The organism is Stieleria sp., from assembly GCF_041595215.1.
Taxonomy (GTDB): Bacteria; Planctomycetota; Planctomycetia; order Pirellulales; family Pirellulaceae; genus Stieleria; species Stieleria magnilauensis.
In genome coordinates, this window is the sequence record NZ_JBFHKV010000483.1 from 1 (window position 1) to 6,040 (window position 6,040).

Sequence of the window (6,040 nt, forward strand, 5' to 3'; positions counted from 1 at the left end):
GCCCCGGAACGATTTCCAAGCGTTCCCCAATGCCCGAATCGGCTAAAGCCTAGTTTTCCGCCGCACCTTGGTTTTCGGGTAGGCGGTAGTGGACGAGGCGACGAGTCCTTGCCAATGTGTGCTGACTGCAGAGGACTCGTCGATTCGTCCACTACCGGACAATTTAGCTGATACGGACCACTGGGCACCAACGGCACGTGTCCGAGGCACCTCTGCACCTTCGGATTGTAACTTCCCGAGGGGCCTTCCCGCAGCGTTTTTTGGGGTTTTCGTCCGCCGGCCGACCGGGACAGCGGTGCCAGGACCCGAAATCCGCTCAACCCGATCGCGATCCCTGCCGATACCATACTTGACTAATCGGATCAACTTTCTATTGTTATCCGGTTGTGTGGCCGCAGGAGCGGCCGGTATCGAGTTTTCTGCCTTCCTGAAAGTCTGACGATGAAACCCGTCTCGACCGCCGAACCTTCCACCGAACCGGAGCCGGAGCGAGCTGCCGGTGGACAAAACGCAGTGCCAGTGGCCGCGTCGCTTCCCGTTGTCACCGTTCAAGACGCCGGCAGCCGTGATGCCGACAGCCAGGACGCCGACAGCCAACCCGTGGAGGATGAATTGCAGGGGGCGCTGGCGGCGGATCCTCCGCTGGCGCCGACGGAGGAGTTTTTGGCAGAATTGGCCGACCACAGTCAGCGGCTGGAAACCGCCAGTCCGCAGGAGATCCTGGCTTGGGCGGTGGAGCGTTTTGCCCCCAGGTTTTCGATGGCGACCGCGTTTGGTCCCGAAGGGATGACGATCATCCACATGCTCAGCGAGATCGCTCCCGAAACGCCGATTTTTAACTTGGAAACCGGTTACCAGTTCAAAGAAACACTTCAGTTGCGTGAAACGGTCAAGCAGCGATACGGGATCGAAGTTGAATTCAAGTACCCGCAGCAAACGGTGCAGGAATACGAAGCGGCCAACGGCGGACCGGTTTACAAGACGGATCCGAACCGATGCTGTTTCGATCGCAAGCTGCGTGTTTTGAAAGAGGCCGCGCGGGGGCTGCACGCGTGGGCCAGCGCGATCCGGCGTGACCAAAGCGAAGATCGTGCGAAAGCTCCGATCGTGGGTTGGGACAAGAAGTTCCAACTGGTGAAGATCAGCCCGCTGGCGAACTGGACCAAGAAAGAGGTCTGGAATCTGATCAGCAAGCACGAGATTCCCTACAACCCGTTGCACGACCAGGGCTATCCGAGCGTCGGTTGCTGGCCCTGCACGCGCGCCAATTTGCTCGGCGAAGATGAGCGGGCGGGACGCTGGAGTGGCTTTCAAAAGACCGAATGCGGGCTTCATGACTGAGATCGGGGAGGTGATTCGGTGACAATCTCGGCACGCGTTCATTATGCGACGCTCGCGTTGATCGAACTGGCGTTGCGTCAGTCAGAAAAGACGCCGGTGGCGGTGCGGGAGATCACCCGGCGGCACGGCATCCCCGGGCCGTTCCTGGTTCAAATCCTGCGCACCCTGCGCAGTGCGGGTTGGGTGCAGAGCGTTCGCGGCAGCCAGGGCGGCTACCGTCTGGCGGTCGAGCCGGCCGACCTGACCTTGCTGGAGATTGCCGAGGCGGTCGGCTGTGCCGAATCCAATTGCCAGACAGACGCGACCGACACGCCGGCCAACCGGATGGTGCACGAAATCTGGGACGCCGCCAGCGAGGCCTCGCGTGCGGTGCTGGCCCGCACCACGTTGGCCGAGATCGCCGACCGCACGGCGCAGGACGACGCGGTGATGTTTTACATCTGATCGCGGTTGCCGATCGTCGCCCCGGTGGCATGCTGTCTGGGTGACGAGCGGGATCGCCCCAGGCCAAAGCCAGCTTGTAGGGGACCAAACGCGGCGTGCCGCTCACCCCTTGGGTGCCGCAGGTGGCATGACCCCGAACGGGGTCAAAGCCAGTAGCCGGAGGTGAGCGCAGCGACACCTCCGGAGATTCGGCCACCCACCTGACGCGACCCCGGAGGGTGTCGAAGCAAATCACCTTGGGACCCTCGGCACCGGACGCCAAGCGCGCGGCAAGATATCTCACGTTTTTGCTGCTGCGGTCAAAAAGCACGGTGAAAGCAAGCTTTTGCTCGGTGGCGTGACGCCTGCACAATCCGCACGCCCTTTAAGGCTTTCGTGTGTTTCGCCGCTGGTGACGGTTGCAAGGATCGTTGCTGCGACTAGCGTGGAGTTTCCCGCCCGGGAATTTCTCCACACGTCAGGTCGACACGAAACGAGTCTTTACACCATGAAACGAATTGCACTTGCCGTCGCCGCGCTGGCCGCGATTGCATTTGGCGGATCCGACGCGGCTTCGGCTGCCCATCCCGCCGGTTACCCCTTCTTCCCTTTCGGCATTTACCAGCCCTATGGGGCTCAGTACGGATCGTCGTTGCAGACGCCGCCGTACTTTGCGCTCAACCCGCCGGTCTACTACGGCGCCCGTCACGCGCGGCCTTACGGGATCAGCCCGTTCGCATCGCCTCCGGTGGTTAGCGCCGGGCCGGGCTATCGCGGACGTCTGCGGAGCGATTTTTATCTTCCGCCGAGCGAATTTCAGCCCACCGAGCCGGCGCCCTGCACGCTGAACCCCTGCGTCAGTCAAGGCGTTCAAAAACCGGCCAAAGTCGGCGTGGTCCGAACGAACCCCTTCGTTACCGAGACCCAATTGGTCAAGAACTAGTCCGGTCCGGGATCCATTTCGGCCGAAATGGTTCGGCATCACAAAAAAATGGCGAGGTCATGCCGACGGCACGATCTCGCCATTTTCGTTGGGTTTGTGCTGGGTTTGCACTGCGTTTGCCCGACGGAGGTGGCCCTCACACAAAGTTACACCGCTTATGGCTGCTCCACTTAAGTCCTGACCAGGTTCACGATTCACAGTCGTAAGGGCCACCACCGTCGGGCAATGGGACGAGAAGTGTAAACAACGTTTTTGAATTTGAAAAGTCAGCGCGCGGCACAATTGCGGTCCCCCGTCGGTCCTGGGGATCGGCAATCTTCACCAAGTGTCGTCCGGCCCAGCGAACAGCCCAGGAAATTGCTTTCGAATCGTCGTCGTTTCACGTGCCGTTTATCCTTGGCGGATGGCGGTTTCTCGTCCATAATGAATGGCTTGCTGGTGTCGGAGTTGAATCCCCCGCTTGCCGTTGACGCCCTGGCCCCGCACTCCCTCCCTACAAACTCTGCCTACAAACTCTCCATTGGAGCTGTCTGAAATCGTGCGAAACATTTTGCTCACCCCCCTTCGCCTCGCTGTCGGCTGGGGAATCTCGCCCCGAATCTTGGGCATCATCGCCATCACGATGCTTGTCTTGCTTCGACTGTCTATCGGTTGGCACTTTCACAGCGAGGGGAGTGAGAAGTATCGCAAGGGCGATTGGGACGCGGCACCGTTCTTCGCCAACGCAAAAGGGCCCTTGGCCGAAGAATTTCGCAAAACGGTTTGGGATTACGACGGCAAGGTGCGACGTGATCCGGAGTTCACACGTTGGTGGTTGGAACAGTACCGCGATCGAGCTGCCGACTATTACACGTTTGGCGAAAAAGAACTGGCGGTGGCCAACGAAGCGTTGGAGAAAGTGCTGGAAGACCACGAGGTTGTCTTGGAAGATTACGCCGACGACTTGGAGGAATACGATCTCGGTCAGCTGCGACTTGAGATGTTGAAGTCCGAAGAAGACCGCGTCGGTGTCGAGAGCTTGGCAGGCCAGATCGAAACCGTTGAGAGGGAGAACGATGCGAAGTTGAAGCCGGCACTGGCGGCGATCGACGAGTTGTGGGCCGGGTACGAGGGCACAATCAATTCCCTGGCCGCCCCCAACCAACGCCGGGCGTCACCGCCGCTGGATTTGGTCAAGCCGCGGACGGCCGTGGTCGACACGAGCGTGATCAATCGGTACGTGCCCTATTTCGACTTGGCGGTCGGTTGGTGCCTGTTGCTGGGGCTTTTCACCCCCGTCGCGGCGTTAGCGGCGGCCGGTTTTCTCGGTTCTGTTTTCCTCAGCCAGTATCCGCCGGGAACCGGGCCGTCGAGCAGCAACTACCAATTGATCGAATGTATGGCCTGTTTAGTTCTGGCATCAACGGGAGCCGGACGCTTTGCGGGCCTGGACTTTTTCATCCACCTGTTCATTCGGCGAAGCGTCGCAAAGCACGCCGCCGACAAGTAGCGAGCGCTGGAAGCGTCCTGCCGCCACGATGATCCGGCACGCTTCCCAATCGTTTGACTGACGAACCCCAACACAACCCCAATCAAGCACGAACCCCATTCGAGGATAATCCCATGGTCGACAAGCTCTCCAGTGACGAACGTGAAGTAGGAAAACAAAACTACTACAACGCCGTGACCAGTTACTACGACGTCAATCGTCGAGACTTTTTGCGGGGCATCGTCGCCACCGGCGCCGTCAGTGGTGCCGGCCTGGGCGCCGCGTACTTCGGCTACGGCCAGGTCAAAGATCCCGTACGAATCGCCGTGATCGGAACCGGCGACGAAGGCAGCGTGCTGATCGGCGGCTGCAATCCGAACTATGTCGACGTCAAAGCGATCTGCGACATCCGGCCGTTCAGCCAACACCGCGCCTTCCACGGGGACTGCAGCAGCGCGTCGGCATTGATCCGTCGCCCCGGATTGATCTCCGTCGCCGGCTACAGCAACGAGGCCGAAGCACGCAAGAACGTCAAGGTTTATGACGCTTCCAACGGCGGCATCATGGCCTGCCTGGACGACCCCGATATCGAAGCGGTCATCATCGCATTGCCGTTGTGGCTGCACGCCCCCGTCGCCGCGCTGGCGATGGAGCGAAATCTGCACGTGCTGACCGAAAAACTGATGGCACACAATGTCGCTCAGTGCAAAGTCATGGGCCGCATGGCTGCGGCGGGCGAAGACAAACAAGGCAACCCGTTGCACTTGGCCACCGGTCACCAACGGCACTACAACGTCAAGTACGAAAACGCGGTCAACCTGATCCGTTGGGGACTGCTGGGCCAACTGCACCACATTCGCGCTCAGTGGCACCGCGGCAACCTGCCTGGTCGCGACAGCTGGTCGATGCCGATCCCCGGCGGGGAAAAAATGGCCAACGGAAAGATGTTCGACAAGATCGCCAAGGATCTGGAGTACCGCCGTGCCAAGCTGAAAACCGCCACCGGCTCGGACATCAAACGGCTGCAGGCCGAGATCGCGCAGTGGGAAGCCTGGGACGCCGACAAGACCGTCGATCCCCGCGACCATGGCTATCAAGACTTCGCCCGCGGCGACACCATGTTCACCGCCGAAGAAGAATTGCACCGCTGGAGGTTGTTCGAGCGAACCGGTGCGGGCTTGATGGCCGAACTGGGAAGCCACCAATTGGATGCCGTCAGCATTTTCCTCTCCTCGTTGCGAGACGACGGAAAGAAGGTGCATCCGTTGTCCGTCCATGCTGTCGGTGGACGACACATCATGCCGCACGACCGCGACGCCGGTGACCATATCTATTGCACGTTCGAATTCCCCGGCCCCGAATATGCCGAAACATTCGACGTCGGCTATTACGATCCGGTCCAAAACTATCCCAACGGAGCCGTGCCCGGGTACGAGCAAGACCCCAACAAGAAAGTCGTCGTCACCTACAGCACGATCAACGGCAACGGCTTCGGCGGCTGGGGCGAAGTCGTCATGGGAAGCAAAGGCACGTTGGTGCTGGACAAGGAAACCGACGTCTTGCTGTATCGCAACAGCGATACCAGCAGCAAGGTCGGCGTCAAAAAGGAAGAGGGTGGATACGCGTTGGACACCAGTGCCAGCGGCGACTTCGCAGCCCCGGTGGCCCAAACCGCCGCCTCCGGCCCGGTCAGCCGCGGGTATCGCGAAGAGATCGAGCACTGGGCGTATTGCATCCGAAATCCCGACAAGGAAAACAGGGTGCGCTGCTACCCCGAAGTCGCGATGGGAGATGCCGTCATCGCCCTGGGTGCCAACGTCGCACTGAAGAATTCGCACGCCGGAAAGGGCGGCTACCTGGAGTAC

The 6,040-nt window shown here is 60.3% G+C and carries 5 protein-coding genes and 1 other RNA gene; 5 read left to right on the plus strand and 1 reads right to left on the minus strand.

What is annotated here, in order from left to right; all coding sequences use genetic code 11:
- Positions 1-441: 441 nt before the first annotated feature.
- The 3 genes from ABX749_RS18315 to ABX749_RS18325 all read left to right on the plus strand — a co-directional run bounded on the left by ABX749_RS18315 (position 442) and on the right by ABX749_RS18325 (position 2,707).
- Positions 442-1,341 carry a phosphoadenylyl-sulfate reductase gene (locus ABX749_RS18315; protein ID WP_372897237.1) on the plus strand — a complete coding sequence of 300 codons (900 nt, stop codon included), beginning with the start codon at positions 442-444 and terminating at the stop codon, positions 1,339-1,341.
- Positions 1,342-1,359: 18 nt separating this feature from the next.
- Positions 1,360-1,785: an Rrf2 family transcriptional regulator gene (locus tag ABX749_RS18320; protein WP_145207206.1), complete on the plus strand. Its 426-nt coding sequence runs from the start codon at positions 1,360-1,362 to the stop codon at positions 1,783-1,785.
- Positions 1,786-2,272: 487 nt separating this feature from the next.
- Positions 2,273-2,707 (plus strand): hypothetical protein, encoded by a 435-nt coding sequence (locus ABX749_RS18325; RefSeq protein ID WP_372897238.1) that lies wholly within the window; start codon positions 2,273-2,275, stop codon positions 2,705-2,707.
- A 122-nt stretch (positions 2,708-2,829) separates the two neighbouring features.
- Here ABX749_RS18325 and ffs read toward each other — a convergent pair.
- An RNA gene (gene ffs / locus ABX749_RS18330) (signal recognition particle sRNA small type) lies at positions 2,830-2,924 on the minus strand.
- Positions 2,925-3,329: 405 nt separating this feature from the next.
- On the opposite strand from ffs, the gene ABX749_RS18335 reads away from it, so the two are divergent.
- Both ABX749_RS18335 and ABX749_RS18340 read left to right on the plus strand, forming a co-directional pair.
- Complete coding sequence (locus tag ABX749_RS18335) at positions 3,330-4,196, plus strand: DoxX family protein (protein ID WP_372897240.1); 867 nt, start codon at positions 3,330-3,332, stop codon at positions 4,194-4,196.
- Between the two features lie 113 nt (positions 4,197-4,309).
- Positions 4,310-6,040: Gfo/Idh/MocA family protein (locus ABX749_RS18340; RefSeq protein WP_372897239.1), on the plus strand; the 1,731-nt coding region annotated here is incomplete at its 3' end.

Excerpts from the sequence above, each read along its gene's own strand:
- ABX749_RS18325 (WP_372897238.1), top strand. The coding sequence starts at position 2,273 with ATGAAACGAATTGCACTTGCCGTCGCCGCGCTGGCCGCGATTGCATTT.
- ABX749_RS18335 (WP_372897240.1), top strand. The coding sequence starts at position 3,330 with ATGCTTGTCTTGCTTCGACTGTCTATCGGTTGGCACTTTCACAGCGAG.
- ABX749_RS18315 (WP_372897237.1), top strand. The coding sequence starts at position 442 with ATGAAACCCGTCTCGACCGCCGAACCTTCCACCGAACCGGAGCCGGAG.